Origin of the sequence: Saccharothrix sp. HUAS TT1, assembly GCF_040744945.1 — a bacterium.
Classification (GTDB): Bacteria; Actinomycetota; Actinomycetes; order Mycobacteriales; family Pseudonocardiaceae; genus Actinosynnema.
In genome coordinates this window covers 1,451,412-1,476,869 of record NZ_CP160453.1, presented here as the reverse complement: position 1 = coordinate 1,476,869, position 25,458 = coordinate 1,451,412, and the positions used below count along the sequence as shown (strand labels likewise).

Annotated in this window: 24 protein-coding genes and 1 tRNA gene; 11 read left to right on the top strand and 14 right to left on the bottom strand. The window is 71.8% G+C overall.

Going from position 1 to position 25,458, the window contains the following annotated elements; translation table 11 throughout:
• Positions 1 to 265: 265 nt before the first annotated feature.
• Entirely contained in the window at positions 266 to 682 is a 417-nt protein-coding gene (locus tag AB0F89_RS07270) for a DoxX family protein (protein WP_367133841.1), read from the bottom strand.
• A 127-nt stretch (positions 683 to 809) separates the two neighbouring features.
• Here AB0F89_RS07270 and AB0F89_RS07265 point away from each other — a divergent pair, with 127 nt between their 5' ends.
• On the top strand, positions 810 to 1,364 hold the full coding sequence (locus tag AB0F89_RS07265; RefSeq protein WP_367133839.1) for a DUF2020 domain-containing protein: 555 nt from the start codon (positions 810 to 812) through the stop codon (positions 1,362 to 1,364).
• Positions 1,365 to 1,423: 59 nt separating this feature from the next.
• Here the strand turns inward: AB0F89_RS07265 and AB0F89_RS07260 are convergent, their stop codons facing one another.
• Positions 1,424 to 2,026 (bottom strand): hypothetical protein, encoded by a 603-nt coding sequence (locus AB0F89_RS07260; RefSeq protein WP_367133837.1) that lies wholly within the window; start codon positions 2,024 to 2,026, stop codon positions 1,424 to 1,426.
• Positions 2,027 to 2,120: 94 nt separating this feature from the next.
• Here AB0F89_RS07260 and AB0F89_RS07255 point away from each other — a divergent pair, with 94 nt between their 5' ends.
• Together AB0F89_RS07255 and AB0F89_RS07250 are read left to right on the top strand one after the other, a co-directional pair.
• The gene (locus AB0F89_RS07255; RefSeq protein ID WP_367133836.1) at positions 2,121 to 2,669 is read left to right on the top strand and encodes a peptidylprolyl isomerase; all 549 of its coding nucleotides are present in this window, start codon (positions 2,121 to 2,123) and stop codon (positions 2,667 to 2,669) included.
• Positions 2,670 to 3,554 (top strand): rhomboid family intramembrane serine protease, encoded by an 885-nt coding sequence (locus AB0F89_RS07250; RefSeq protein WP_367133834.1) that lies wholly within the window; start codon positions 2,670 to 2,672, stop codon positions 3,552 to 3,554.
• A 60-nt stretch (positions 3,555 to 3,614) separates the two neighbouring features.
• Here the strand turns inward: AB0F89_RS07250 and AB0F89_RS07245 are convergent, their stop codons facing one another.
• Entirely contained in the window at positions 3,615 to 4,028 is a 414-nt protein-coding gene (locus AB0F89_RS07245; protein ID WP_367133832.1) for a PH domain-containing protein, read from the bottom strand.
• Positions 4,029 to 4,244: 216 nt separating this feature from the next.
• Positions 4,245 to 4,511: a cell division protein CrgA gene (gene crgA, locus AB0F89_RS07240; RefSeq protein WP_367133830.1), complete on the bottom strand. Its 267-nt coding sequence runs from the start codon at positions 4,509 to 4,511 to the stop codon at positions 4,245 to 4,247.
• 522 nt (positions 4,512 to 5,033) lie between these two features.
• Between crgA and AB0F89_RS07235 the strand changes: the two genes are divergently transcribed.
• Positions 5,034 to 6,716 (top strand): class E sortase, encoded by a 1,683-nt coding sequence (locus AB0F89_RS07235; protein ID WP_367133828.1) that lies wholly within the window; start codon positions 5,034 to 5,036, stop codon positions 6,714 to 6,716.
• Positions 6,716 to 6,874 carry a hypothetical protein gene (locus AB0F89_RS07230; protein ID WP_170185175.1) on the top strand — a complete coding sequence of 53 codons (159 nt, stop codon included), beginning with the start codon at positions 6,716 to 6,718 and terminating at the stop codon, positions 6,872 to 6,874. Before AB0F89_RS07235 ends, AB0F89_RS07230 begins: the two co-directional genes overlap by 1 nt.
• A gap of 37 nt (positions 6,875 to 6,911) precedes the next feature.
• Here the strand turns inward: AB0F89_RS07230 and AB0F89_RS07225 are convergent, their stop codons facing one another.
• Positions 6,912 to 8,273 (bottom strand): FAD-dependent oxidoreductase, encoded by a 1,362-nt coding sequence (locus AB0F89_RS07225; RefSeq protein WP_367133825.1) that lies wholly within the window; start codon positions 8,271 to 8,273, stop codon positions 6,912 to 6,914.
• Positions 8,274 to 8,338: 65 nt separating this feature from the next.
• On the opposite strand from AB0F89_RS07225, the gene AB0F89_RS07220 reads away from it, so the two are divergent.
• Positions 8,339 to 8,983: an aminodeoxychorismate/anthranilate synthase component II gene (locus AB0F89_RS07220; RefSeq protein WP_367133823.1), complete on the top strand. Its 645-nt coding sequence runs from the start codon at positions 8,339 to 8,341 to the stop codon at positions 8,981 to 8,983.
• Positions 8,984 to 9,040: 57 nt separating this feature from the next.
• Here AB0F89_RS07220 and pknB read toward each other — a convergent pair whose 3' ends face one another.
• The 7 genes from pknB to AB0F89_RS07185 form a co-directional block, all read right to left on the bottom strand.
• Positions 9,041 to 11,050 carry a Stk1 family PASTA domain-containing Ser/Thr kinase gene (pknB, locus tag AB0F89_RS07215; protein WP_367133821.1) on the bottom strand — a complete coding sequence of 670 codons (2,010 nt, stop codon included), beginning with the start codon at positions 11,048 to 11,050 and terminating at the stop codon, positions 9,041 to 9,043.
• Positions 11,051 to 11,122: 72 nt separating this feature from the next.
• Positions 11,123 to 12,547 carry a serine/threonine-protein kinase gene (locus AB0F89_RS07210; RefSeq protein WP_367133818.1) on the bottom strand — a complete coding sequence of 475 codons (1,425 nt, stop codon included), beginning with the start codon at positions 12,545 to 12,547 and terminating at the stop codon, positions 11,123 to 11,125.
• Positions 12,547 to 14,010 carry a peptidoglycan D,D-transpeptidase FtsI family protein gene (locus tag AB0F89_RS07205; protein ID WP_367133816.1) on the bottom strand — a complete coding sequence of 488 codons (1,464 nt, stop codon included), beginning with the start codon at positions 14,008 to 14,010 and terminating at the stop codon, positions 12,547 to 12,549. The genes AB0F89_RS07210 and AB0F89_RS07205 overlap by 1 nt, the downstream gene beginning before the upstream one ends.
• Entirely contained in the window at positions 14,007 to 15,470 is a 1,464-nt protein-coding gene (locus tag AB0F89_RS07200; RefSeq protein WP_367133814.1) for an FtsW/RodA/SpoVE family cell cycle protein, read from the bottom strand. The genes AB0F89_RS07205 and AB0F89_RS07200 overlap by 4 nt, the downstream gene beginning before the upstream one ends.
• 4 nt (positions 15,471 to 15,474) lie before the next feature.
• Entirely contained in the window at positions 15,475 to 16,905 is a 1,431-nt protein-coding gene (locus tag AB0F89_RS07195; protein WP_367133812.1) for a PP2C family serine/threonine-protein phosphatase, read from the bottom strand.
• Positions 16,902 to 17,363, bottom strand: a complete 462-nt coding sequence (locus AB0F89_RS07190; protein ID WP_367133810.1) for an FHA domain-containing protein — start codon at positions 17,361 to 17,363, stop codon at positions 16,902 to 16,904. The genes AB0F89_RS07195 and AB0F89_RS07190 overlap by 4 nt, the downstream gene beginning before the upstream one ends.
• Before the next feature lie 70 nt (positions 17,364 to 17,433).
• Positions 17,434 to 18,630, bottom strand: a complete 1,197-nt coding sequence (locus tag AB0F89_RS07185) for a DUF3662 and FHA domain-containing protein (RefSeq protein ID WP_367133808.1) — start codon at positions 18,628 to 18,630, stop codon at positions 17,434 to 17,436.
• A 116-nt stretch (positions 18,631 to 18,746) separates the two neighbouring features.
• Between AB0F89_RS07185 and AB0F89_RS07180 the strand changes: the two genes are divergently transcribed.
• From AB0F89_RS07180 to AB0F89_RS07170, 3 genes are all read left to right on the top strand, one after another.
• Positions 18,747 to 18,832, top strand: a tRNA-Leu gene (locus AB0F89_RS07180).
• Positions 18,833 to 19,574: 742 nt separating this feature from the next.
• A complete protein-coding gene (locus AB0F89_RS07175; RefSeq protein ID WP_367133806.1) occupies positions 19,575 to 20,192 on the top strand; it encodes a hypothetical protein in 618 nt (205 codons plus the stop codon).
• 14 nt (positions 20,193 to 20,206) lie between these two features.
• A complete protein-coding gene (locus AB0F89_RS07170) occupies positions 20,207 to 20,839 on the top strand; it encodes an NAD(P)-binding oxidoreductase (RefSeq protein ID WP_367133804.1) in 633 nt (210 codons plus the stop codon).
• Positions 20,840 to 20,873: 34 nt separating this feature from the next.
• Here the strand turns inward: AB0F89_RS07170 and AB0F89_RS07165 are convergent, their stop codons facing one another.
• Positions 20,874 to 22,151 carry a D-arabinono-1,4-lactone oxidase gene (locus AB0F89_RS07165; RefSeq protein WP_367133802.1) on the bottom strand — a complete coding sequence of 426 codons (1,278 nt, stop codon included), beginning with the start codon at positions 22,149 to 22,151 and terminating at the stop codon, positions 20,874 to 20,876.
• 71 nt (positions 22,152 to 22,222) lie between these two features.
• Here AB0F89_RS07165 and AB0F89_RS07160 point away from each other — a divergent pair, with 71 nt between their 5' ends.
• Entirely contained in the window at positions 22,223 to 23,410 is a 1,188-nt protein-coding gene (locus AB0F89_RS07160; protein WP_367133800.1) for an amino acid deaminase/aldolase, read from the top strand.
• Between the two features lie 33 nt (positions 23,411 to 23,443).
• Here the strand turns inward: AB0F89_RS07160 and AB0F89_RS07155 are convergent, their stop codons facing one another.
• Entirely contained in the window at positions 23,444 to 24,058 is a 615-nt protein-coding gene (locus tag AB0F89_RS07155; protein WP_367133798.1) for a TetR family transcriptional regulator, read from the bottom strand.
• A 118-nt stretch (positions 24,059 to 24,176) separates the two neighbouring features.
• Between AB0F89_RS07155 and AB0F89_RS07150 the strand changes: the two genes are divergently transcribed.
• Complete coding sequence (locus AB0F89_RS07150) at positions 24,177 to 25,418, top strand: glycoside hydrolase family 1 protein (RefSeq protein WP_367133796.1); 1,242 nt, start codon at positions 24,177 to 24,179, stop codon at positions 25,416 to 25,418.
• The last annotated feature ends 40 nt before the right edge of the window (positions 25,419 to 25,458 follow it).

Here is a 25,458-nt window from a genome sequence, read left to right as displayed (position 1 = left end):
CGAGGTGTGCCGACGGAAAGCGTCGGCCGCCTCGCTCGTCGTGTTTGCGGGGTGCGACCCCCAGGCCCCGCCCGGAGGGGCGTGCCCCTCGGACCCCCCAGCGCGGTGGTCGGGTTGAGCGGTTCAGGGGCGTAAGAGTTTCGACGGCGTGTTTTACTGGGCGGGCGGGCCGAAGGCGAGTGAGCTTCGGGTCGCGTTCGCGGATCGGCAACAAGTGAGGGCCCGCACCCAATGCCGCTGGGTGCGGGCCCTCGTTGTGCCGCTGCTATGCGTTGACCAGCACGGGTTCCCGCTTGCGGGAGGCGATCACCTTGTCGACGGCCCAAGCGCCGGGACCGGTGAACGCCAGCAGCAGGAACACCCACGCGTACACCGCGGCCAGTTCGCCCTTGTTCTGGATGGGCAGGAGCCCGGCGGGCTGGTGGACGACGAAGTACGCGTAGGCCATCGCACCGGATGAGATCAGCGCGGCGGTCCGGGTGCCGAGACCGATGGCGATCAGCGCGCCACCGACGAACTCGATCAGACCGGCCGGGCCGGACGGCCAGTCGGTGATCGACACGGCACCCTTGGACCCCAGCACGCCGAAGAGCTTCTGCGCGCCGTGGCACATGAAGAACACGCCCACGACGATCCGGAACACAGCGATGGCATGGTCTCGACCGCGGTCAAAGATGTTCATCTTGACTCTGTCCTCACATTGCAGGGGCGGCCGGCAGGGTGAGGACAAAGCTAACGGGGATGACGTTACGTGCCTAGATGGTCACCGTGTCGATTCGCTGTCACTCATCTGATTGACTGGCGCCCCTATGAACCGAGTGCTGCTCACCGCCCTGCCATCCCTGCTGGTCGTCGGCGCGCTGACCGCCTGCGGCGGCGCCGAACCCCTGGCGGGACCCACGACCGGTCCCACCAGCGCGGTTGTGACGACGACAACGACGACGGCGCCCGCCGGGCCGCCCGCCGCGCCGGAGCCCGCCACCGACGGCCAGTGCCCCTACCTCGCCTCCACCGCGGTGCAGGAGGCGAACGGGCAGCTGGTGCGGAAGGTGCGGTTGTCCGCGGACCAACCCGACCCGGCGTGCTTCTTCTACGCCGACGCCACTGACGTGCAGCTGTCCGTCTGGGTGTTCACCGGCGAGCCCGCCACCGCGAAGGCCGTGGTCGACCGGGCCGCGCCGGTCTCCGGGTCGAGCCCGGCGACGGCGCCCGCGGGGTGGGCCGGCGGGTCGCTCACCACCGACGCCGGCGCGGTCTACGCGGTCGCCAAGGACGGCAAGGCGGTGGTCGTGACCAGCAACCAGAAGCAGACGATCAAGGCCCGCCGGATCGCCGAGACCGTGGTCGGCAACCTGGGCCTGTAGGAGGGCGAGACTTCGCGCCCGTCACCGGTGCGGGACGGGCGCGAAGTGCTGCGTTCCGGTCAGCTGCGGCTGTGCTGGTCGGAGACCTGGCCGTTGCGGGCCGCGTGCGGGCGCACCGGGTCGGTGGTCGAGCCGGTGGCCGCGTCGGTCGTCCCGGTGGAGTCGGGCGTGGGCCGCACGTCCTCCTCCTCCAGCCGGACCTCCTGCGGGCGCTTGGTCAGCGCGAGGTAGCCCGCCACCGCGGCGGCGGCGAACACGCCGAGCACCCACGGCCAGCGACGGCTCTTGGGGTGCTTGGCCGCCGCCAGCTCCTTGCGCGCCTGCTTGGCCCGCACCTTGGCCTCCTTGCGCGCCCGCTCGGCGGCCTTGGCGAGGTCCTTGCGGACCCCCTTGGCCCGCTTCGCGAGCTGCTTGCGACCGCGCCGGGTGGACTTCTCGTACTCCTCGGCCCTCTCCACCAGCGCACCCGCCTTGTCGGCGACGACACCGCGGACGTAGTCCCTGGTGACGCCACGCTCGGCGAGCTTGCCCTCGGCGCGCTCCGCGAGTTGAACAGCCGCGTCCGCACCGACGTGACCAGCGCGGACGGCGCTGCGGCGCACTGCCCGCACCGCCTTGCCGACCGACTCCCCGGCCCGGGTCATGGCGTCTACCTCATCCATATCGCGCTCCAGAAGCTGTCGGTCAGTCACGCACAGGCAATACCCATCGTGCCCCTTCCCCAACCACGTCGCCCGGTGATGGCACGATGGGTGTGTGGCAGACAGCAACGAATCGTTCGTCGGGACCAAGGTGACGGCGACCCTGCACACCTCGCAGGGCGACATCCGCATCACCCTCTTCCCCGACCACGCCCCCAAGACGGTGGCCAACTTCGTCGGCCTGGCCGAGGGCACGAAGGGCTACACCGAGTCCAACGCCAAGGGCGAGTCGTCCGGTCCGTTCTACGACGGTGCGATCTTCCACCGGGTGATCGCGGGCTTCATGCTCCAGGGCGGCGACCCCACCGGCACCGGCCGAGGCGGCCCGGGTTACAAGTTCGCCGACGAGTTCCACCCCGAGCTGCAGTTCAACAAGCCCTACCTGCTGGCGATGGCGAACGCCGGGCCCAACAGCAACGGCTCGCAGTTCTTCATCACGGTCGCGCCGACCACGTGGCTGAACTTCAAGCACACGATCTTCGGCGAGGTCGCGGACCAGGAGTCGCGCAACGTCGTCGACGCGATCGGCAAGGCGCCGACCGGCGCCAACGACCGCCCGGTCACCGACGTGGTGATCCAGAAGGTCTCGGTGGAGCGGGCCTGAGTGGCCGACTCGCCGATCTCCCCGCCGCCCGGTGAGCCGATCGGAGCGCGGCCAGACCTGCCGGTCTGCGCGCGCCACCCCGATCGGGCCACCGGGCTGCGGTGCGTCCGCTGCGACCGGCCGGCGTGCCCGGAGTGCCTGCGCGAGGCGTCCGTCGGCTACCAGTGCGTCGACTGCGTGAACGAGGGCCGGGCCACCGTGCGCCGGCCGCGCACGTTCGTCGGCGCCGAGGTCAACCAGCGCATGGTGGTCACTCCGGTGCTGCTGGCGCTGAACGTGCTGGTGTTCGCGATCACCGCGGCGCAGGCGGGCAGCCTGTCGCGCAACCAGGCGTCGCCGCTGTTCGGCGAGTTGGTGCTGTACACGCCCTACATCGCGGTCGACGGCGAGTGGTGGCGGCTGCTGACGTCCGGGTTCCTGCACTTCGGGCCGCTGCACCTGGCGTTGAACATGATCGCGCTGTACGTGCTGGGCCGTGACCTGGAACCGGTGTTCGGCAGGCTGCGGTTCGCCGCGATCTACCTGGTGTCGCTGCTGGGCGGCGGGGTCGCGGTGTACCTGTTCGGCGGGGTGCACACGGTGGTGGCCGGCGCGTCCGGCGCGGTGTACGGCCTGATGGGCGCGATGCTGGTGGCCGTGCTGCGGCTCAAGCTCAACCCCGGGCCGGCGCTGGGCGTGATCGGGTTGAACGTCGTGCTCAGCTTCACCCTGCCGGGCATCTCGCTGCTCGGGCACCTCGGCGGCCTGGTGATCGGCGCGGCGCTGACCGCCGGGCTGGTCTACGCGCCCGCCGCGAAGCGGAACAACTGGCAGGCGGCGGCCGTGGTGGTCGCGGTCGTGCTGCTGGTCGTGCTGGCGATCGTGCGGACCGGGCAGCTGCTCTGACGGGCGCTTCGGGCCCGGCCGCCCGCGACTTCGGCCGGGCCGGGTCCGGGTGCGCCGGGATCAGGGGCGCAGGGCGTGCAGGACGTCGGCCACGTCCCGCGGGTCGGTGCCCAGGTCCATGGGGGTGAGGACGAACAGCGCCTCGTCCTCGCCGCGCCGCCAGTCCAGCTCCAGGGTGACCGTCTCGCGGCCGAGGCGGCGGGTGCGGGCCAGTCGCACGTTCACCTCGTGCCACGGCAGCAGCCGCGCCCCGGACAGGGTGCGCACGGTCAGGCCCGAGTCGTCCACCAGCAGCCTGGGGCGTACGAGGGCGCCGTAAGCACCCAGCGCGAGCAGCATGAGCGTGGCGAGGCCGAGGAACACCCGACTGGTCGTCGCCGAGCTGAGGATGGTGACCAGCAGGAACACGGCGGCCAGGCCCCAGGCGAGGCCGACCATGCCCGGTTGCGGTGACCAGGTGCGCGGTGGGTTCACGCTTTCGAGTCTGCCGTACTTGTGGACAACTGGAGCCCTCCACCGGGGCTTGTGCAAATTGGCGCAAAGTTGTCCACAGGAGTTGTCCCCATTGGGGATGACTTACAGCTGTGTGCTTCGGTGACTGCGAGGTGAACCCGGTGAACTACGGGGTAACGCGGAACGGCCCGGACGTGGTGCACGTCCGGGCCGTCCGCCACTTGGCGTAGTGAGTGGTCAGCGCCACTTCATCGTCATCAGAAGGCCGACGATCATCAGGGCGAACCCGATGCCGAAGTTCCAGGACCCGAGGTCCATCATCACCGGGATCTTGTCACCCGCGATGTAGTTGACCACCAGCCACGCCAGCCCCAACAGCATCATGCCGAGCATCACGGCGATGTAGACGGGGTGCGACGGCCCCGCTGCCTTGACCTTCACCGGGGTGCGGCGATCGGCAGGCGCCGTGTAGACGGCCTTCTTGCGGACCTTGGACTTGGGCATGCTGTCCTCGCCTGACGGGTGGATAGGCCTCCAGTGGCCGTGAGTTCACGTCCACTGCTGGATGAACACGTTAACGTAACCGAGCAGGTCCCTGAAGCACCGTGTAGTTCTGGAACGTTCGGCTTGGGAGGTTTTCCGGTGAGCTACGACCCGCCCCCGCCGCAAGGCGGCCCGCCGGGCCGGCCGCCTCGCCCCAGGCCCCAGCCACCCCGGACACCCGGCGAGCCACCGGTCCCGGGCCACCGGCCGCCGACGCCCCCGGGCGGTTTCAGCAGGCCAACGACCCCGCCGGGTGGTTTCGACCCGGCCGCGGGCCGCCCCGGCGGTCCGGAGCGACCGCCCGCGGCACCCGCCGGTTCCGGCCGCCCGCCCACCCCTCCGGGCGGTGTCGACCGACCGGTGGGGCGTCCCGCCGACTCGGACCGGCCGGCGACGCCTCCCGGCGGTTTCAGCCGTCCGGGGGAGTACCCCGGGCCCCGCGCCGAGCCGCCGGCGGGTGGTCGACGTGCCCGCCGGGACGATGTGGCGCCGCCCACGGAGGCGGTCGCCGAGCCGCCCGCCGGCCGCCGGGCGAGGCGGGACGACGTGCCGGTCGAGCCTCCGGCCGGGCGTCGCGCGCGCAGGGACGACGTGCCGCCGGCCACGTCGCCTGCCGAGCCGCCGGCGGGTCGCCGTGCCCGGCGCGACGACGTGCCGCCGGTCGAGCCACAGGTCGAGCCACCGGCAGGTCGCCGCATTCGGCATGACGACGTCCCGCCGGCCGAACCGCCGGTGGCTCGTCGTGCTCGACGTGATGACTCGCCGCCGGTCGAGCCGCCGTACGCGGAGCCGGTCCGGAGCGAGCCCCCGGCAGCCCGCCGGGCGCGCCGGGCCGACCTGCCGGTCGAGTCGGCTGCCGGGACCGTGCACGCCGAGACCCTGCACGCCGAGACCGTGTACGTCGAGCCGGTCCGGGTCGACCCGCCCCCCGGCCGTCGTGCGCTGCGCGACGACTCCGCCCCGCGCGAGCCCGTCCCGCCGGCCGGAGCCCGTCGCCACCCCTCCGAGGACCCGGCGAACCGGCCCGCGCCCGTCGACGTGGCCGCACGGCTCGGTGGCGCGCCACTCCCGCAGCCACCCCAGCAGCCACCCCCGTCGCCCGGTCCCCACGGCCGGCCCGGGCCGCGCCCCCACCCCGGCGCACCCCTGGACGCCGACGCCACCCGCTACACCAACGCCTTCTCCGGCAGCCTCCCGCCGCCGCCCGGCGCACGTCCACCCGCCCCACCCCGCCGCCCCCGACCCGTCGACCCGCCCACCGAGGTCATCGCACCCGTGGCCGACGACGAGCACGACGAGCACGACGACTACGAAGACGAGTACTACGAGGACGACGACTACTACGACGACGAGGACGACCAGCCGCCACCGCCACCACCGGACAGCACCGCCCGCAAGGCCGTCCGGACCGTCGGCGAGCTGCTGATCACGATGGGCCTGGTCATCCTGCTCTTCGTGGTCTACGAGGTGTACGTCACCGACCTCATCTCGGCCGGCAAGCAGGACGACGCCACCCAGGCGCTGGACGACCAGTGGAGCTCGAACACCGTCGAGGTCGACCAGGAGCGCCAGGCCCAGTACGACCTGCTGGACGGCCAGGCGTTCGCCAAGATGTACATCCCGGTGTTCGGCCCGGACTACAAGTTCTCCGTCGTCGAGGGCACCACGGACAAGGACCTGGAGATCGGTCCCGGCCACTACAAGGGCACCGCGCTGCCGGGCGACCCGGGCAACTTCTCGGTGGCGGGACACCGGGTCGGCAAGGGCGCGCCGTTCAACGACCTCGACCTGCTCAACTCGTGCGACGCGATCGTGGTCGAGACGCAGACCCAGTGGTTCGTCTACCGGGTGCTGCCGAAGGCGGGCGAGGTGGCGGGCTGGGCGCAGAAGCAGGCCACGCCCCAGTGCGAGAAGGTCTCGCCGCTCGGCGCCCCCTACGACAGGACGGTCGGCCAGGAGATCGTGCTGCCCACCCAGGGCGAGGTGATCGACCCCGTGCCGCACTTCGCCGGCGAGGTGCCGGTGGCGCAGCAGGCGGCGTTGATGACGCTGACCACCTGCCACCCGCGGTTCTCCGACAAGCAGCGGCTGATCGTGCACTCGGTGCTGACGATGAGCTACCCGAAGGCGCCCGGTTTCGTGCCCGAAGAGATGAAGGAGCAGTGATGTACGGGTGGATCTGGCGGCACCTCCCCGGCCCGCTGCCCGTGCGCGTCCTGGAAGCGCTGGTGCTCGTGGCCGGGGTGGTGGCGCTGCTGATGTTCGTGGTGTTCCCGTGGGCGGAGCCGAAGCTGCCGTTCAACAACGTGACGACGCCCCAGTGAGCCGGGCGCCCGGTGGCCGGGCGCCCGGCAGCGGGGACTAGGACCGGCAGATGCCGGTCATCTCCGCCCGGTCCACGACCTTGACCCGGTCGCGGCCGCGGGCGGCGCCGAGGGCGATCTCGTGCGCGTCCAGCTTCCGCCACCCGTCGACGGTGGTGAACGGCACCGCGCGCTGCTCCAGGAACCGGACCACCGAGTCCGGCTCGCGGCTCGGCGCGGTCGGCAGCAGCGGCGCGTCGGCGAGCAGGCTGGTCACGGTCTCCAGCGCGTCGCCCTTGGTGTGGCCGATCAGGCCGACCGGGCCGCGCTTGACCCACCCGGTCACGTAGACACCGGGCACGGCCCGCTCGTCCAGGTCGAGCACCCGGCCCGCCAGGTGCGGCACGGTGCCCGAGGCGTGGTCGAACGGCAGGTCGACCAGGGGCGTGGACAGGTAGCCGACGGCCCGGTACACGGCCTGCACGGGCCAGTCGGTGAACTCGCCGGTGCCGCGCACGCCGCCGTCGCCGGTCAGCTCCATCCGCTCGGTGCGCAGCCCGCTCACCGAGCCGGAGCCGGACCCGAGCACTTCGACGGGCGCTTGGAGGAAGTGCAGGTGCAGCCGGCGCGGCCGGTCGCCGACGTCGCGGATCGCCCACTCCTGCAGCGTCCGGACCACCATCTCGACCTGCTTGTTGGACCGGATCGCGGCCAGGCTCGCGGCGTCGAAGTCGATGCCCTCGGGGTGCACGACGACCTCGACGTTGGGCGAGTGGTCGAGTTCGCGCAGCTCCAGCGGGGTGAACTTGGCCTGCGCCGGGCCGCGGCGGCCGAACACGTGCACGTCGGTGACCGGGCTCGACCTCAACCCCTCGTGCACGTTGTCGGGGATGTCGGTGCTCAGCAGCTCGTCGGCGGTCTTGGCCAGCACGCGGGCGACGTCGAGCGCGACGTTGCCGACGCCGAGCACGGCGACCTCGCGGGCCCGCAGCGGCCAGGTGCGCGGCACGTCCGGGTGGCCGTCGTACCAGGAGACGAAGTCGGCCGCGCCGTACGAGCCGTCGAGGTCGATGCCCGGCACGTCCAGCGGCCGGTCCTTCTCCGCGCCGGTCGAGAAGACGACGGCGTCGTAGAAGTGCCGCAGGTCGTCCAGCTTGAGGTCCACGCCGTACTCGACGTTGCCGAAGAACCTGATCCCCGGCCGGTCCAGCACCCGCTGGAGGGCGTTGACGATGCCCTTGATGCGCGGGTGGTCCGGCGCCACGCCGTACCTGATCAGGCCGTACGGCGCGGGCATCCGCTCGAAGAGGTCGATGCCGACGTCGATCCCCGTCTCGGTCGCGGACTTGGTGAGGATGTCGGCGGCGTAGATGCCGGCGGGGCCGGCGCCGACGACGGCGACGCGCAGGGATCGGGTCATACCTCAAGGTTAGGTGAGGCTCACCTCACTTCTGGCGAGAGGTTCGTCACGGCTACGCTGGCGGCATGCGCGTGCTCGTGGTCGACAACTACGACAGCTTCGTCTACAACCTCGTCCAGTACCTGGCCCAGCTCGGGGTCGAGTGCGTGGTCCGGCGCAACGACGCCGTCGAGCTGGACGAGATCGGCGAGGTCGGCGGCGTCCTCGTCAGCCCCGGCCCCAGCACGCCGGACCGGGCGGGCCGGAGCATGGACGTCATCCGCCACTGCGCGGACAACGGCGTCCCGGTGTTCGGCGTGTGCCTCGGCCACCAGGCCATCGGCGCGGTGTGGGGCGGCACGGTCGACCTCGCGCCGGAGCTGCTGCACGGCAAGACCAGCGTGGTGCACCACAACGGCGGGGGCGTGCTCAAGGGCGTGCCGAGCCCGTTCACCGCGACCCGCTACCACTCGCTGACCGTGCTGCCGGACACCATCCCGGCCGAGTTCGAGGTGACCGGCCGCACCGAGTCCGGCGTGGTGATGGCCATGCGGCACCGCGAGCTGCCGGTCGAGGGCGTCCAGTTCCACCCGGAGTCCGTGCTCACCGAGGGCGGCCACCGGATGCTGGCGAACTGGCTCGCCGGGTGCGGGTTCGAGGTGCCCGAGGCGACCGTCGCCCAGCTGGAGAACGGGATGCGCCGGCTCGCCGCGGCGGCCCTCGCGAAGTAGCCCGGGACGACGAAGGCCCCCTCCGCGCGATCGTGGAGGGGGCCTTCCGCCGTTGCGCTACCTGGTGGTCGTCGGCCCGCCGCCGCCCACCTTGAACTCGCCGACGATCACGTTGATCCGCGCGTTCTTGGCCACCGGGGCGTCGGCCTTGATCTCCTGGTCCTGGATCTTGCCGTTCTGGCTGATGTCGTTGACCGCTTCCCGGTCGCTGACGGTCAGGTCGTTGCCGGTCCACCCGGCCTGGCTGAGCTTGCTGCGGGCCTGGTTCTCGGTGAGCCCGCGCAGGTCCGGCATCTTGAACTGGTTGTTCTTCGACACGCTCAGCGTGACCAGCGCGCCCTTCTCGAACCGGCCCGGCTGCGGGTTCTGGGCGATGACCTCGTTCAGCGGCTCGGCGCTGTCGACGTCCTTGGTCTGCACCTTGAACCCGTTGCCCTCCAGGGTCGCCCTGGCGTTCTCGACCGTCTGGCCGGTCACGTCCGGCAGCTGCACGGTGTCCGGCGCCCGGCCCAGCGTCACCGTGATGGCGCTGCCCTTGGGCGCGGTGATGCCGGCGTTCGGCGACTGCGCGACGACCTTGTTGACCAGGTTCGGGTCGTCGACCTCGGTGGTCTCGGTGGCCTGCTGGTAGATCCAGCTCTCGGCCTCCAGCCGCTTCTGCGCGTCGGTCGCGCTCAGGCCCTTGACGTCGGGCACCGGCGCGGGCTCGGGGGCGGCGCCGATCACCAGCCTGACCGTGCTGCGCTTGTCCACTTCCTTGTTCGCCGGCGGGTCGGTCGAGATCACCTTGCCGATCTGGTCGGCGGTGCAGGTGGGCGTCGTCCCCGGCTGGCACGGCAGCGTCTCGACCACGCCGGTGAGCTCCTTGGCCTGCAGCTCGGCGTTCGCCGCCGACTGCTCCTTGCCGACCAGCACCGGCACCTTCACCTTGTCCGGGACGGCGGTGGTGTCGTCGCCGCCCATCAGCGAGGTGGTGATCCACGTGGCCAGCGCCAGCACGGCGACGCACAGCAGGACGACCAGGGCGATCATGATCGTCTTCTTGCGCCGGGCGCGCCGCTCCTCTTCCTCCTCGGTGAGGGGGTCGTACTCGTCCGGGTCGTCGCGCTGCGCCGCGGGCCGGTGCCTGCCGCCGCCGGTCGAGGCGACCTCGGTGCGCGGCGAGGAGGTCTGGTTGAGCACCGCGGTGCGGTCCTCGGCGGTCATCACGGCGGGCGCCGACGGGCGCTGGCCGGACAGCACGCGCACCAGGTCCGCGCGCATCTCGGCGGCCGACTGGTACCGGTTGGCCGGCCCCTTCGCCATCGCCTTCAGCACGATCGAGTCCAGCGCGGGCGTCACCTTCGGGTTCAGCGACGACGGCGGCTTCGGCTCCTCGCGCACGTGCTGGTAGGCCACCGCCACGGGCGAGTCGCCGGTGAACGGCGGCTCGCCGGTCAGCAGCTCGAACAGCACGCAGCCCGACGCGTACACGTCGGACCGGCCATCCACCGCCTCGCCGCGGGCCTGCTCCGGCGACAGGTACTGCGCGGTCCCTATCACGGCGGCGGTCTGGGTCACCGCGGCCTGCCCGTCGTGCACGGCGCGCGCGATGCCGAAGTCCATCACCTTGACCGCGCCCGACCGGGTGATCATGACGTTCGCGGGCTTCACGTCCCGGTGCACGATGCCGTGCCGGTGGCTGAAGTCCAGCGCGGCCGACACGTCGGCCATGACCTCCATCGCCCGCTTGCCCGACAGCGGCCCCTGCGTCTTGACGATGTCGCGCAGCGTGCGGCCGTCGACGAACTCCATCACGATGTAGGGCAGCGGGCCGTACTCGGTCTGGGTCTCACCGGTGTCGTAGACCGCGACGATGGCCGGGTGGTTCAGCGCCGCCGAGTTCTGGGCCTCGCGACGGAACCGCTCCTGGAACTGGGCGTCCCGGGCGAGGTCGGCGCGCAGCACCTTGATGGCCACGTCGCGGCCGAGCCGGACGTCCCGGCCCTTGTGCACCTCCGACATACCGCCGTAGCCGAGCGTCTCACCCAGTTCGTAGCGGTTGGAGAGCAGTCGCGGAGTGCTCATCAGTGCTTCGTCCCGCTCCTCGTCAACGGTCTCACCATCAAGCCTTGCGTTCGCGTTCGTACCGTTTCGGCGTTAAGTCGGCACACACGTCACCGTGACCCGTGAGCCGATCGCAACCTCACCGGCCGGCGCCAGGTCCGACACCAGGCACCGCTCCGGATCCCGCGGCGCGCCCCCGTCCTCGGAGCGCACCTCGGGTTCCAGGCCGTGCCCGGAGAGCTCCTTCGCGACCTCGTCCACCGGCAGGTCGACGTAGTCGGACTTCATGATCGTCACCTTCGGCTTGCCGGGCAGCCGGTCGGTCGAGTCGTCCAGCGGGCGGGCGCTCGTGGTGCCCTGCTGGTTCGCCCCACCGGGCACCTCGTCATCCTTGACCACCCAGCGCAGCACGACCACGCCGAGCACCAGCAGCGCGACCACCAGCACAGCGACCATAACCCACAGCACGGCGCGATTGCGCCCCGGTTGCCCGCCTCCCGGCGGCAACGGACGGAAAGCGCCCGTGTGCGGAGTGTTCATGCCTGGTGGGACGGGTTGCATCCCCGGACGGGACCCGGGGTGGGTCACCGGGACGCCGGGATGGGCGCGCTGGGTGGGCGGCGGCGTCATCGGACCCATCGGCGCGCCGACCGCCATCGCGAGCCCGGACGGCGCCGGCAGCGGCTGCCCCGCGCGCACCGCGCCCACCGCGGACGCGAACTCGCCGCCGTTGCGGTACCGCTGCCGGGGGTCCTTCACCAGGGTCGCCTCGATCAGCGCCCGCGGGCCGGGCGGCACGTCCGGCGGCAGCGGCGGCGCGATGTCGCGGATGTGCATCATCGCGACCGTCACCGCGTTCTCGGACAGGAACGGCCGGTGCCCGGTCAGGCACTCGTAGCCGCACACCGCCAGCGCGTACACGTCCGACGCGGGCTCGGCGGCGTGCCCGAGGGCCTGCTCCGGCGCGATGTAGTGGGCCGTGCCCATCACCATGCCGCTGTGCGTGACCGGCGCGGCGTCGGCGGCCTTCGCGATGCCGAAGTCGGTGATCTTCACCGTGCCGGTCGGGGTCACCAGGATGTTGCCCGGCTTCACGTCCCGGTGCACGAGCCCGCGCTCGTGCGCGGCCTGCAGCGCGTTGCCCGCCTGCTCCAGCAGGTCGAGCGTGCGGTCCGGGCCGAGCCTGCCGCGCGCGATGATCGCCGCCAGCGGCTCGCCCTCGACCAGCTCCATCACCAGGTAGGCGGTGTCCTCCGGCCCGTCCGGGATCGACGCGGTCTCGCCGTAGTCGTGCACGGCGGCGATGCCCGGGTGGTTGAGCGAGGCGGTGGTCCGCGCCTCGATCCGGAACCGGTTCAGGAACTCGGCGTCGCCGCTCAGCTCCGCCTTCAGCACCTTCACCGCGACCTTGCGGTCCAACCGGGTGTCGTCCGCCTCCCAGACCTCGCCCATGCCCCCGACCGCGATCCGCTTGCTGAGGCGGTACCGCTCGGCGAGCAACTGGCCGGAGGTCAGCATCAGCGTCCCCCGAGGTAGGCGCCGATGACCGCGCGGCCGATCGGGGCGGCGACCCGGCCGCCGGTGGCCGACAGGCCCTGCTGGCCGCCGTTCTCCACGATGACCGCGATCGCGATCTCCGGTTCCTCGGCCGGCGCGAACGCCACGTACCAGGCGTGCGGGTTGGTCGAGCGGACGTCGTCACCGTGCTCGGCGGTGCCCGTCTTGGACGCGATGGTCACGCCGCTGAGCTTGCCGCCGCCGCCGGTGTTGTTCTCCGAGGCGATCATCATGTCCCGCAGCGCGGTGGCGTGGTCGGGCTCCATCGCCTCGCCCGCCTCGTCCGGCTTGGTCTCGCTGATCACCTGGAGGTCGGGCGCCAGGATCTTGCCGACCAGGTGCGGCTCCATCCGCACGCCGCCGTTGGCGATGGTCGCCGCCATCATCGCGTTGACCAGCGGCGTCACCCGGACGTCCTTCTGGCCGATGCCCGTCTGGTAGATCGACGGCTTGTCCGGGATCGGGCCCAGCCCGGAGGGCACCACGGACAGCGGGATCGTCAGGTCCTGCTCGCCGATGCCGAACTGCGCCGCCTGGTCGCGCAGCTTGTCCACGCCCAGCTCGGCGGCCAGCACCGCGAACGCCGTGTTGCACGACTTCGCCAGCGCTTCCTGCAGCGACGCGGTGACGCCGTTGCCGCAGTTGGTGTCGTTGAAGTTCGGCAGCGGGGTGTTCGTGCCCGGCAGCGTGATCACCGGCCGGCCGTCGACCTCGCTGTCCTTGGTCTTGCCCTCGGCCAGCGCCGCCGCCGTCACCACCAGCTTGAACGTCGAGCCGGGCGGGTAGTTCTCGTGGATCGCGCGGTTGAGCATCGGCTTGGACGCGTCCGCGTCGAAGCCGACCCACGCCTCCTCCTGCACGTCCACGTCGTGGCTGGCCAGCACGTTCGGGTCGTAGGACGGGGTGCTCGCCATGGCCAGGATCTCGCCGGTCTGCGGCCTGATCGCGACCACCGTGCCGGTCACGCCCTGCAGCTGCGCGAACGCCGCCTCCTGCAGCTTGGCGTTGATGGTCAGCTGGAGGCTGCCGCCCTTGGGGTCGCGGCCGGTGATCAGGTCCGACAACCGGCGCGCGAACAGCCGGTCGTCCGAGCCGTTGAGCAGGTCGTCCTCGACGCGCTCCAGGCCGCCCGCGCCGTACAGCGTGGAGAAGTAGCCGGTCACCGGCGCGAACGCGGGCCCGTTGGCGTAGGTGCGCAGGTACCGCAGCCGGTCGTCCACCCGCTGCACGCCCGCCAGCGGCACGTCGTCGGCGGAGATGATCTGGCCGCGCTCGCGCGAGTACTGGTCCAGGATCACCCGCCGGTTCAGCGGGTTCTTGCGGTAGTCGTCGGCCTTGATGACCTGCACGTACGTGGCGTTGCCCAACAGCAGGAGGATCATCGCCATCATGGCGAGGCCGACCCGGCGGAGCGGTGTGTTCATTTCGGACGCTCCACCATCACTGTGAACTGGTCGGCGATGGCCGGCTGCTGCGGTCGCGGCTTCGGCGTCGTCTTCGGCGCGCGGGCCGCGTCCGAGATGCGCAGCAGCAGCGCGACCAGGATGTAGTTGGCCAGCAGCGACGAGCCGCCGTAGGACAGGAACGGCGCCGTGATGCCGGTCATCGGGATCAGCTTCGTCACGCCGCCGACCACGATGAAGATCTGGAACGCCACCGCGAACGCCAGGCCGCCGCCGAGCAGCTTGCCGAACGTGTCCCGCACCGCGAGGGCGTTGCGCAGGCCGCGCAGGGCGAACACGGTGTAGATCACCAGCACCGCGGCCAGGCCGACGAAGCCCAGCTCCTCGCCGATCACCGCGGTGATGAAGTCGGTGTTGGCCTCCGGGATCTGGTCCGGCCGGCCGCCGCCCAGGCCCGCGCCGAACAGCGCGCCGGTGCCGAGGCCGAACAGCGACTGCACGATCTGGTAGCCGGAGCCGGACGGGTCGGCGAACGGGTCCAGCCAGTTCTGCACCCGGATCTGCACGTGCCCGAACAGCTTCCACGCCACGAACGCGCCGACGCAGAACATCAGCACGCCGAGCACCACCCACGCGGCCCGCTCGGTCGCCACGTACAGCAGCACCAGCACGATGCCGAAGAACAGCAGCGAGCTGCCCAGGTCCTTCTGCAGGACCATGATGCTCACGCCGACCGCCCACGCCGCGATCAGCGGGCCGAGGTCGCGGGCGCGCGGCAGGTCCAGGCCGAGCACCCGGCGGCCCGCGATGGTGAACAGGTCCCGCTTCGACACCAGGAACGCCGCGAAGAACACCATCAGCAGGATCTTCGCGAACTCGCCCGGCTGGATGGAGAACGCGCCGAAGCTCAGCCAGATCTTCGCGCCGTTGATCTCCGGCGCGATGAAGCTCGGCAGCACGCCCGGCAGCACCAGCGCGACCAGGCCGAGCAGACCCGCCGTGTAGCCGTAGCGGGCCAGCGTGCGGTGGTCGGACAGCACCTTCAGCACGGTGCAGAACAGCACCAGCGCTATCGCCGTCCACAGCACCTGCTTGGGCGCGGCGGACGACCACACCTGGTTGTTCGGCAGCTTCACGTCCGCCATGGCCAGGTCGATCCGGTGGATCATGACCAGGCCGAGGCCGTTGAGCAGCGCGACGCACGGCAGGATCACCGGGTCGGCGTAGGGGGCCCAGGCGCGCACCGCGAGGTGCGCCACGGTCAGCAGCCCCAGGTACGCCAGCCCGAGCCAGAGGATGCGCAGGCTCAGCTCCTGCTCCTGGTTGGCCTCCACCAGGATCAGCGCGCCGGTCACCAGGACGGCGGCGAACGCGAGCATGAACAGCTCGGTGGTGCGTCGCGTGGGCGGCTTCAACCCGGGCGACGTGCTGCTCGCCGCCGCGAGCGGTGTGCCCTCAGCGCCGGTGACCGGCGAACCCATGCGACTACTGGCCCTTTCGACAATCCGTGCCCGGCTTCTGCACGGGCGTGGGGAGGGGTGTTCCCTCCACCGTGGTGGACGTCGGCGCCTCGGTCGAGGCTGCCGACGGGTCAACGGCCGTGGTGGGCGACCCGGTGGTGGTCGTGCCCGCGGTGGACGTGCCCGAAGTGGACGTGCCCGGGGTGGTCCCGGTGTCGTCCTTCGGGCAGAGCTGCAACGTCTGCTCGGTGCGCAGCCTGCGGATCGCCTCCCGGGCGCCCTCCAGGCCGTTCACGTCGGTGATGCCGTTGCGCACCACGTCCCGGGTGGCGACCTTCAGGTCGTCCACCGTGATCGCCTCGCACGCCTGCGCGCCCGGCGGGCACGAGCCCTCGACCCAGCGGTGCAGGTCGAAGCCGAACACGCTGCCGGTGACGCCCCGGAACACCGAGATCTCGCCGTTGTCCGCCGTGCCGACGTAGTACTGGCGCAGCACGTACCAGCGGGTGCCCAGCCCGGCCGCGACCACCAGCAGGAGCAGGAACACCACCAGGGCGAGCGCCTTGAGCCGGTTGCCGCGACCGCGCCGGGGGTTCGGCGGCGGCGCCTGCTCGACCCGCGGCGGGAGCGGCCGGGGCCCGGTGATGGAACTCGCCCGCGAGGCGGGCGAGTCGGGGGGTGGTGGGTCTTCGCTGCCGTCGCCGGCCGCGCCGCCCACTATCGGGGCGTCGTCCCCGAAGTCGATGTCGACCACGTCGGCGATGACGACGGTGACGTTGTCCGGGCCGCCGCCCTTGAGCGCCAGCTCGATCATCCGGTCCGCGCACGCCTGCGGGTCCGGGATGCGGATCGCCTCTTCCAGCGTCTCCATGCTGACCACGCCGGACAGGCCGTCCGAGCACAGCAGGTAGCGGTCGCCCGGCCGGGCCTCCCGCACCATCAGCCTCGGCTCCACCTCGTGGCCGGTCAACGCGCGCAGCAGCAGTGAGCGCTGCGGGTGCGTGGCCGCTTCCTCCTCGGTGATCCGCCCCTCGTCGATCAACGACTGGACGAACGTGTCGTCGTGCGTGATCTGCGTGAACGTGCCGTTGCGCAGCATGTAGGCGCGGGAGTCGCCGATGTGCACCATGCCCAGCCGCGTGCCCGCGAACAGCACGGCGGTGAGCGTGGTGCCCATGCCGTCCAGGTCGGGGTCGCTCTGCACCAGCTCGGAGATGGCGCCGTTGCCGGCGATCACCGCGTCGCGCAGCTGACCGAGCAGGTCGTCGCCCGGCTCGTCGTCGTCCAGCGGGGCCAGGGCGGCGATGACGACCTTGCTGGCGACCTCGCCCGCGGCGTGGCCGCCCATGCCGTCGGCGAGCGCGAGCAGGCGTGGGCCCGCGTACACGGAGTCCTGGTTGTTGGAACGGACCAGACCCCGGTCGCTGCGGGCCGCGTATCGGAGGACGAGGGTCATGAGCGCAGCTCGATCACCGTTTTGCCAATTCGGATCGGGGAGCCGAGCGGGACCCGGATGGGGGCCGTGACCTTCGCCCGGTCGAGATAAGTGCCGTTGGTGGAGCCCAAGTCCTCCACGTACCAGTCCGTGCCGCGCATCGACAGCCGCGCGTGCCTGGTCGACGCGAAGTCGTCGTCCAGCACGAGCGTGGAGTCGTCCGCGCGGCCGATCATGATCGGCCTGCCGTCCAGGGAGATGCGCGTGCCCGCCAGCGCGCCGTGCGTCACGACGAGCTGCCGGGCAGCCTTGTTGCCCCGGGCGGCCTTGGCGGCGCCCCTGCCGAACTTCGGCGTCGGGACGCGCAGCCCCGACGCCGCGTACAGGTCGGAGCGGACCACTCGAAGCGCAGCCAACACGAACAACCAGAGCAGGACGAGGAAACCCGCTCTGGTCAGCTGCATCACCAGCTCTGGCACCGGTTGTAACCGCTCCTGACTTGAGTGCCGTAACGCCTACGCCCGAATCGACGCGCCCAGAATGTACTGGTCAGCCCTGGGTGCGGTAGACCAGCGAGGAGTGGCCGATGCGGACGACGTCGCCTTCCGCGAGCTGCCAAGTCTGCACTGGTGTGCCGTTCACCGTGGTGCCGTTTGTCGAACCGAGATCAGCGAGCATGGCACTGTGCCCGTCCCAGGTGATCTCCAGGTGCCTCCTGGAGACCCCGGTGTCGGGGAGCCGGAAGTCCGCTTCCTGGCCGCGGCCGACCACGTTGCCGCCCTGCTTGAGGTTGTAGGTGCGGTTCGAGCCGTCGTCCAGGTGCAGCGTCGCGTTCAGCTGGCGCGGGCCGGACTGGACCGCGGGCGGGGCGTAGCCCTGGGCCGGGTCGCCGTAGCCCTGCTGGCCGTAGCCCTGGTCGTAGCCGGGCTGCTGCCCGTAGCCCTGCTGGCCGTAGCCCTGGTCGTAACCGGGCTGCTGGCCGTAACCCTGGTCGTAGCCCTGCTGGCCGTACCCGGGCTGCTGCTGGCCGTAGCCCTGGTCGTAACCGGGCTGCTGGCCGTAACCCTGGTCGTAGCCTTGCTGCTGCTGCTGGCCGTAACCCTGGTCGTAGCCCTGCTGGCCGTAACCCTGGTCGTAACCGGGCTGCTGCTGCTGCTGCTGCTGTTGGCCGTAGCCCTGCTGGTCGTAGCCGGGCTGCTGGCCGTAGCCCTGCTGGTCGTAGCCCTGCTGCTGCTGGCCGTAGCCGCCCTGCGCATAGGGGTCGTAGGCGGGCTGGCCCTGTCCTTGTCCGTAGCCGGGAGGCTGGCTCATGGATCCGTCTCCTGCAGTGCGAGGTGGTGCTGACCGTCGGCTGGCAACTTTCACGTCGGGGTCGACGGACGAGCTGGTTCGGAACTGTCCCGTGTGCAGCGCGTCGGAGCGCTCCAGGGAGACTACGACGTCACCATAGGTATCCCATCCGCTCTCTTCGAGGTGCTCCCGGATGGAGTCGCCCAGAAGCTGGGTGATGCGTAGTTCATCCTGACCGTCCCCGGCAAGCCGATCGTGGTCCTGCGGACCCAGCAGGACCTGGAAGTGGTTCGGAGCGAGCAGCCTGCCACCCGCCAACTCGCGGATGTTGCCCTCCGCCTCCCGCTGCAGTGCCTGGGCCACTTCCTGCGGGACGACGTTGCCGCCGAACACACGCGCGAAGGTGTTGCCGACGATGCCTTCGAGACGGCGCTCGAAGCGCTGTACGAGGCCCACGGCAACCCTCCGACCCGGTCGACTTCTACTACCGATCGTATCCGGGCCGACGTGGCGGTACACGGGGCAATTGGTAACTCGGACGGGGACCGTGCTAGTGTTCTCCACGTCGCTCCGGGCGAGTGGCGGAATGGCAGACGCGCACGGTTCAGGTCCGTGTGTCCGAAAGGACGTGGGGGTTCAACTCCCCCCTCGCCCACCAGCAAGATGCGAGGCCCCGCAATCGCGGGGCCTCGTTGCTGTTTCCGGCCCTTTTCCGACCGGCCTGGATGATCTTGCGAGATCACTCGTTCGGCGCACCGCCGGGACCGGCGGGGTTGGGCCGTTCGTGAGGTGGTCGCCGGTGTCGCGGCCAGGGCCGTTCCAGGGCCTTCGGGCGTGGATGTGCGATGTGTGATTAGCGTTACTCCGCTTCGGGGTCGCGCAGGCGCCGCTCGGCCGATCACCCCCACCGGCACCGTGAGCACCGTCACGCTTCGTCATCGGTCGATCGCGGGCGGTCGGTCGGGTTCCCGTTTCCGGAGTCGGCGGAATTCGCGCTTTCGCGGAAAGCGCCGGAACGCCGCGCGCGCGGCCGGATGGCGTTTCCACTCGGCGTGACGGCCGTCACGTGGTTGGGTCGGTCGGTCGATTTCACGCGGCGAGCGGTCGGCGATGCGGTCGGCGGTGTCGCCTTGTGTGTGGTTTGGGGTCCTTCCCAGGCGGGGGAGGCACACGCTGAGCATCATCGGCGGGCCGGGAGCACCGGTGGGTCACCCAGACGGCAGCACCGCCGGACCGAACTTCCCCGCGCGGTCCGCGACCGGTTACCGACCGCTCGACGCCGTCGATCGCAGGACGCCCGGTGACCTGGGGGTGCGACCGTTCCCACCTGGTACGCCTTACCCAGAGCACGAGTCGAAACGCGGCGGACAGCCCGCCGTGGTTCCCGAGGAGGCCCTGGCGTGAGCAGCACACCAGCACGGATCGCGGACACCGACGACGCCAGGGCGTTGCCGACGACCGCGGTTCCGGTTCCCGAACTGCCCGGTTCCGTCGAGGAGCTGGCTGCCGCGGCGGCTGTCCGCCTCGGTTGGCACGGCGTGGTGCTGCCCGAGATGGTCCTCATGGGTCGCAAGGTGATCGTGGTCGCCGAGCTGATGGCCGACGCGCACGCCGAGCGGCTGTGCCTGGGCGCCGGTCCCGAGACGGACCGCACCACGGTGTCCACCTGGGTGTGGCCGGAGATGGACGGCCGGGTGCCGCCCACCGCGGTGCGGATCGTCGGCGTGCTGGCGGTCGCCCGCCACTGGCGGACCGCGCTGGCGTCCGCGGTGCCGTTCGCCCGCTTCGGCAACGCCGCCGCCGTGCTGCCCGACTCGGTCGTGTTCACCCACGACTACCTCGCCAACTGCCTGCCGCGGGTGCGCCGCTACGGCGTCTCGGTGCTGCTGGCCGACGAGGAGCTGCAGCTGAGCACGGACGTCGCCGGCCGCAACGAGACGGTGCCGGTCGAGGACACCGCGACCACCCGCTGGGTGAACGAACTGGTCTACGAGCGGGTGCTGGCGACCGCGTCCTGACCTACGGTCGGACCATGCGGGTAGTGATCGCGGGTGGGCACGGCAAGATCGCGTTGCGGGTGGGGCGGCTGCTGGCCGCGAGGGGTGACGGCGCCACGGCGCTGGTGCGCAACCCCGACCACCACGCCGACGTGCTGGACGTGGGCGGGGTACCCGTCCACTGCGACCTGGAGGCGACCGACGTCGCTTCGGTCGCGGACTTCCTGAACGGAGCGGACGCGGCCCTCTTCGCCGCGGGCGCCGGGCCCGGCAGCGGGGTGGCGCGCAAGGACACCGTGGACCGGGCCGCGGCGGCGCTGTTCGCGCAGGCCGCCGAGCTGGCGGGGGTGCGGCGGTTCGTCCAGATCAGCACCGGCGGCATCGGTCGCACGACCGGTGACGAGGTGTTCGACGCGTACCTGGCGGCCAAGGGCGCGGCCGAGGACGACCTGAGGGCGCGTGACCTGGACTGGACGATCCTGCGGCCCGGTCGGCTGACCGACGACGAGCCGACCGGCCTGGTGGAGCTGGCCGAGGCGCCGCTGCGCGGCTCCGTGCCGCGGGCCGACGTGGCGGCGGTCGTGGTGGCCCTGCTGGACCGCCCCGGCACCGCCCGGCGGACCTACGAACTGGTCAGCGGCGGCACGCCGATCGCCGACGCCTTCTGAGCGCGCTGCCCGGACCGGGTGGCGATCCGGCAGGTCAGCCGAGCACGCGCGCCAGGTAGTCGTTGCCGAACTTGCCGGTCGGGTCGACCTCGGCCCGGACCCGGCGGAAGTCGTCGAAGCGGGGGTAGAGGCCGCGCAGGTCGTCGGCGGCCAGGCTGTGCACCTTGCCCCAGTGCGGGCGTCCGCCGACCGCGCCCGCGATCCGCTCGAACGCGTCGAAGTACCGCCGGTACGGCATCCCCAGGTACTGGTGCACGGCGATGTACGCGGTGTCGCGGCCGTGCGCGGTGGACAGCCAGAGGTCGTCGCCCTGCGCCACCCGCACCTCGACCGGCACGATGACGCCGTGGTCCAGCCGGTCGACGGCCGCCCGCAGCTCCCGCAGCACGTCGTGCAGCGCCTCCCGCGGCACCGCGTACTCGGACTCCACGAACCGCACCCGCCGGGGCGTGACGAAGACGCGGTGCGACGCGTCCCGGTAGTCGCGCTCCGAGATCAGCGAACCGCACACCCGGTTCAACGTCCTGGTGGTGGCGGGCACGGCCTTCGCCAGCCGGCACACCAGCCCGAACGCGCCGTTCTCCACCACCTCGTACTCGTAGAACCGGCGCGCCCGCGACAGGGGCTTGGCGGGCAGGTCCACCCGGTTGTTCCGCTTCACGATCACCCGGTCGGAGTGCGGGAACCAGTGGAACTCCACGTGGTCCTCCACCGCGGTGAGGTGGTCGAACTCCTCCAGCACCGCGTCCAGCCGGCCGGGGGACTCGCGCGCGTGCAGCACGAACGCGGGCACGCACCGCAGGGTGACGGTGCTGATCACGCCCAGCGCGCCGAGCCCGACCCCGGCCGCGTGGAACAGCTCGGGCCGCTCCTCGGCCGAGCACCGGACCAGCGACCCGTCGGCTCGCACGAGTTCCAGCGCGGCCACCTGGGTGGCCAGGCCGCCGAGCTTCGCGCCGGTGCCGTGCGTGCCGGTGGAGATGGCGCCCGCCACGGTCTGCGCGTCGATGTCGCCGAGGTTCGCCAGGGCCAGCCCGAGGACGTCGAGCAGGGCGTTGAGCTGCCGCAACGTCGTGCCGGAGCGGACCGTGACGAGCGTGCCGGACACGTCGACCACCCCGGTCCACGCGTCGAGGTCGATGGCCACGCCGGGCGCGACCGCGATGCCGGTGAACGAGTGGCCGCTGCCGCGCGGGCGGACGGTGGACGCTCCCGCGACCGCGGCGGCGAGTTCGTCGACGCTCGCCGGGTGCTCGACGCGGTGCGGGTTCGCGGACTCCGTCCGCGCCCAGTTGGTCCACGGGGTCCCCATGCCCACCTCCGGTGTGACGCGTTCCACGAACCGTAGGTGAAAGCTATTCACCTTTCAAGTACCGTGAGGCCATGCCACCCCGCACGCGCCTGGACGCCGCGACGAAGGAGCACGACCCGCCGTTCGCGATCGTCGACCTGGACGCCTTCGACAGCAACGCGGACGACCTCGTGCGCCGCGCGGGCGGCCGGCCGATCCGGGTGGCGAGCAAGTCCGTCCGGGTCCGCGCGCTGCTGGAACGGGTGCTCGCCCGGCCCGGCTTCGCGGGCGTCATGTGCTACTCGCTGGCCGAGGCGCTGTGGCTGTCCTCGGTGGACCTCGCCGAGGACCTGCTGGTCGCGTACCCGACGGTGGACCGCGCCGCGCTCAAGCGGCTCGCCGCCGACGACCTGGCGCGGTCCCGGATCACGGTCGTGGTCGACTCGACCGCGCACCTCGACCTGGTCCGCGCCGCGCTCGGGCCCGACCACCCGGAGATCCGGGTGTGCCTGGAGCTGGACGTGTCGTGGCGCCCGGCGCCCGGCCTGCACGTCGGCCCGCGGCGTTCCCCCGTGCACACGGCGCGGGAAGCGCGCGCCCTGGCCGAGGCCATCGCGCGCCGGCCGGGGTTCCGGCTGGTCGGCGTGATGGCGTACGAGGGCCAGATCGCGGGTCTGGGCGACCAGCCGCCCGGCCGGCCGGTGCGCGGCGCGCTGCTGCGCTGGATGCAGCGCCGCTCCGCCGCCGAACTGGTCGAGCGCCGCGCGGCCGCGGTGTCCGCCGTGCGCGGGGTCGCCGACCTGGAGTTCGTCAACGGCGGCGGCACGGGCAGCCTGGAGGTCACCGGGGCCGACCCGTCGGTCACCGAGCTGGCGGCCGGCTCCGGGCTGATCGGGCCGACCCTGTTCGACGGCTACCGCGGCTTCCGGCCCAGGCCCGCGGTGCTGTTCGCGCTGCCCGTGGTGCGCCGGCCGAAGCGGCACGTGGCCACGCTGTTCTCCGGCGGCTACATCGCCTCGGGCACCGCGACCGCCGACCGGCAGCCGACCCCGTACCTGCCGACCGGGTTGAAGCTGCTGCCGCTGGAGGGCGCGGGCGAGGTGCAGACCCCGGTGGTGGGCCGGGCCGCCGACCCGCTGCGCCTCGGCGACCGCGTGTGGCTGCGGCACGCCAAGGCGGGCGAGCCGGCCGAGCGGTTCACCCACTACCACGTCGTCCGGGGGGACGTGGTGGAGCGGACCGTGCCCACCTACCGGGGCGAGGGTCACTCGTTCGGCTGACCTCGGCCCGGCTGACCCCGACCCGGCCGGCCGCTAGTTCGGCAGCCTGGTCGACAGGTAGCCGCGGACCAGCGCCTTGGCCTCGTCCAGGATGCGCTGGTCGCCCGCCGGGTCGCGGCGGAACGCCAGGTTCAGCACGCCGTCCGCCGCCTCGACCGCGATCGAGATCGGCAGCTGCAGCTCGTCGAACGGGATGTCGAACTTGGTCGAGATCATCTCCGCGATGCGGTCGGAGATGACCGTGTTGTTGTCGCGCCGGTCGTCCAGCAGGCGCAGGTCGACCACGTCGCCGAAGTGCAGCTTGGAGAACGCGGGCACCTCGCGGTGCATGGTGACGTACACGTCGAAGATCGAGTCCACGGCGTCCCACCAGTGCTCCAGGGTGGTCGACGTGAACCGGCCGTCCACGGTCTGGATGAACTTCTCCAGGTTGCGCAGGGTCAACGCCTGCACGACGGCCCGCTTGTCCGGGAAGAACTGGTACAGCGAGCCGACCGCGACGCCCGCCCGCTCGGCGATCAACGTCGTTGTGACTCCGTCGTAGCCGACCGCCTCGATGAGCTGTGCGCAGGCTTCGAGCATCCGCTCGACGCGCTTGGCACTGCGCTGCTGCACCGGCTGCCGGCGCAGTGGGGTCGTACTGGTCACGGTGACTCCTGCTGGGTGGATGGCGGGACTCCATAGTGCCCGGTGATGGGCGTCTCCACTTCACTTCGCGGTGCAACACGCCTACGATCCGAATCACTTTCATGTTCTGGAGGCTCGCGTGACCTCTTCCGACGACGTCCTGGGCGCCGACTTCCTCTGGGGTGTGTCGACCTCGGCCTTCCAGGTCGAGGGCTCCTTCACCGCCGCCGGCAGGCGACCGTCCGTGTGGGACGCGTTCCCGGCGTTCGAGGGGCACGACGCCTCCGTGGCGTGCGACCACTACCGCCGCTACCGGGACGACGTCGCGCTGATGCGCTCCCTCGGCGTCGGCGCCTACCGGTTCTCGGTGTCCTGGCCCCGGGTCCTCGCGGGCGACCTGGTGTTCTACGACCGGCTGGTGGACGAGCTGCTGGAGTCCGGCATCGCGCCCGTCGTCACGCTGTACCACTGGGACACGCCGCTGACCGTGGAGGAGGGCGGCGGCTGGCTCGCCAGGGACACCGCCCACCGGTTCGCCGACCACGCCGCCGAGGTCGCCGCCCGGCTGGCCGACCGGGTCGCGCTGTGGATCCCGATCAACGAGCCCGCCATGGTGACCCTGCTCGGGTACGCCACCGGGCAGCACGCGCCGGGGCGCGCGCTGCTGTACGACGCGCTGCCGACCGCGCACCACCTCAACCTCGCCCACGGGCTCGCGGTGCAGGCGCTGCGCGCGGCCGGGGCGCGCGCCGTGGGCACGGCCAACAACCACACGCCCGCGTGGCCCGCCGGCCCGGACGACGGTCCGGCCGCCGCGGCGTACTCGGACCTGCACAACTGGCTCTACGCCGACGCGCAGCTGGCCGGGCGCTACCCGGACTCGCTGGCCGACCGCTTGCCGATCGTGGACGGCGACCTGGCGATCACCTCGGCCCCGCTCGACTTCTACGGTGTGAACTACTACAACCCCACCCGGCTGCGGCTCCCGTCCGAGGGGAACCCGCTGCCGTTCGAGCTCGTGGACATCGACGAGCACCCCAAGACCGGCTTCGGCTGGCCGGTCGTGCCGTCCGGCCTGTCCGAGATGATCTCCCTGCTGCGGGACCGCCACCCCGACCTGCCCCCGGTGTACGTGACGGAGAGCGGGTGCAGCTACCCGCACTCGCTGCGGGACACCGAGCGGATCGACTACCTCGACCGGCACATCGAGGAGGCCCTGAAGGCCGACGTGCGCGGGTACTTCGTGTGGTCCCTGATGGACAACTTCGAGTGGGACTCGGGCTACTCGCAGCGGTTCGGCCTGGTCCACGTCGACTACGCGACGCAGGAACGCACACCGCGCGCCTCCTACGAGTGGTACCGCGATCGGATCAGGCGGTGACCGCGGAGGCGCTGGCCGAACCGGTCGTCCCCGTCCGCCG